The organism is Sanguibacteroides sp. AM78-02pH3A (assembly GCF_027666085.1).
Classification (GTDB): domain Bacteria; phylum Bacteroidota; class Bacteroidia; order Bacteroidales; family Marinifilaceae; genus Gabonibacter; species Gabonibacter massiliensis.
In genome coordinates this window covers 1-1946 of sequence record NZ_JAQEHX010000022.1, presented here as the reverse complement: position 1 = coordinate 1946, position 1946 = coordinate 1, and the positions used below count along the sequence as shown (strand labels likewise).

The 1946-nt window shown below is 50.3% G+C and carries 1 protein-coding gene; it reads right to left on the bottom strand.

All coding sequences use genetic code 11. The features are described 5' to 3' along the window. Window positions 1-1892, bottom strand: a 1892-nt coding sequence (locus PGR74_RS14035; RefSeq protein WP_270517381.1) for an ABC transporter permease/M1 family aminopeptidase, incomplete at its 3' end; no start/stop codon positions are given. Window positions 1893-1946 lie beyond the last annotated feature (54 nt).

Genomic DNA, 1946 nt, shown 5'->3' with positions numbered 1-1946 from the left:
GACTGGTACAAGGGGTTAAACACCGCGAAAAATTCATCCCCCGTCTTTACCTTTTCCCCCGTCACGACATCGAGCATCCGGTACTCGAATCCCCGTTCACGGAAAAAGACGATTCCCGGTTCCGTTAAACCCGCCAGCGGTTTACCCACGCCGGAAGACAACCGGAAAGAGACCGGCACCTCCGAGAAATGAAGGTATGGGTTACGGGATTCGTACCACCCCATCCTGGGAAACCTCCTGTAATCGTACCAGTGATAGATCGTTTCGCTACGCCAGAAAGAGGTGAAAAAACGTTGACTGATACCAGAGAACATCCGCGCCAAGTCACGACCCCAGCTCGTAAGGTTAAAACGGAAACCGAAACTCGTGTCTACCGGCGCCGTGTAATTCAACGTGTTCGCCCCGTACAACGAGATCCCGTTCAGCGGGTTATGACTCGTGAAACGAATGCCGTCATTTAACTTGCACGGGACTCCCTGGGAGACTACCGTCTTTTGAAGCGGGTTTTCCACCTCCAGCGTGAAAAGGGTAAAATCACGACCCGTCGATAAAGGCATGAAAGGATTAGAAGGGGGAATAGACACCGGGTACCAGCCACTCGCCGGCGTCAAAAGGAGAAAATTATTCTCCACGAAAGAACCGCGGCGACCCGTCGGGAAAAAACAATCGTTATAAAAAACAGCCTCGTGGTCCTTATCAGGCAAGTGCAGGTCACAATAACGATCGTCTATCGTTCCCTCGTAATCGATACTTAAAGACAAGGTATCGCCCGGAGACAGAAAACGATCGATCGTGATCACCTGTCCATCACGATCGTGAGACAAGGCGTTCCCCCCGGATTTAACCGACAAGACACGCAAACCGGGGTTAAGGAAAAGAACGACACGATCCAAAGACGCTTTTCCAGGGTTATAAACCAAGAGATTACTCTCCGCTTTTAATTTTTTACCCCTCTGCAGTAACCGGATAGCGTGTTTCTTTACCCGGCAGGTCTCCTCCCGCCAGTGACGGGAGAAACTCGAACGATAATCTTCACGAGCGGAACGATCACGGTAAAAAGAATTCTCCAGCAAAAATGCACCGCCCAACCCCGCTAAAAAAAACAATAAACCGACGAGTACCTGAGTTTCACGGCTCGAACGGTAATTCGGGATTCGTTTGAAACGACTCACGCTCCAGGCCAACAAACCCAGGCCCAACAACGTGTAAGCCAGGCGATGCAGTAAATAACGGGGAAGGTTTAAATGACCCACAAGCTCCGAGAATAGATTAGGCACGCCGCTACCCGTGTAATCGAACATCCCGTGTTGAACGTGAGGCAACCAGAACAGGCAACCAATCAACCAAGCCAGGGAAAAAAAGATAGCGAGATAACGGGAACCCGTGACACTGCTTAACCAGAAGGAAAAACCGGCCACGAGCAGCCAGGAAGGAAGAGTAAGCGTCAACAGGTAAAAAAGATAACACGACCAGCTAACCGGGGCCAAACTCGTCAAGTTCACGAGAAAAACACTGGACAGGATCACGACAACGTTCATCGAAAGGAAAAGCAACCCGTTTCCCGTGACCACTCCCCAGAGATAAGTCGTGTTACTCACCGGGCGAGCCAACAACGCTTCCAGGGAACCCCGGTGATCGAACCGACGGGGAATTTCCGACATCATCACCGCCAGGAACAACGATTGAATAACGCTATAAAGGTAAGCGTTAACCAGGGGCATGGAACAGGGAAAAGCAACCATTTTCCAGTTTCCCGCCCCAGGACCCTGCCAGTAAACGTGACAAGACACGATCCCCACCAACGAGAACAAGGCGAAAAAACGGAAAAGCCAACTTCGGCCCTGCTGTTTCATCTCGTATTCAGCAACGTGAAAAAAAACACTCGTGTTCATGTCATCTTATCTTTTAATTCTAAGCTACGCTAATACAAACAGGTTGGATTGCCA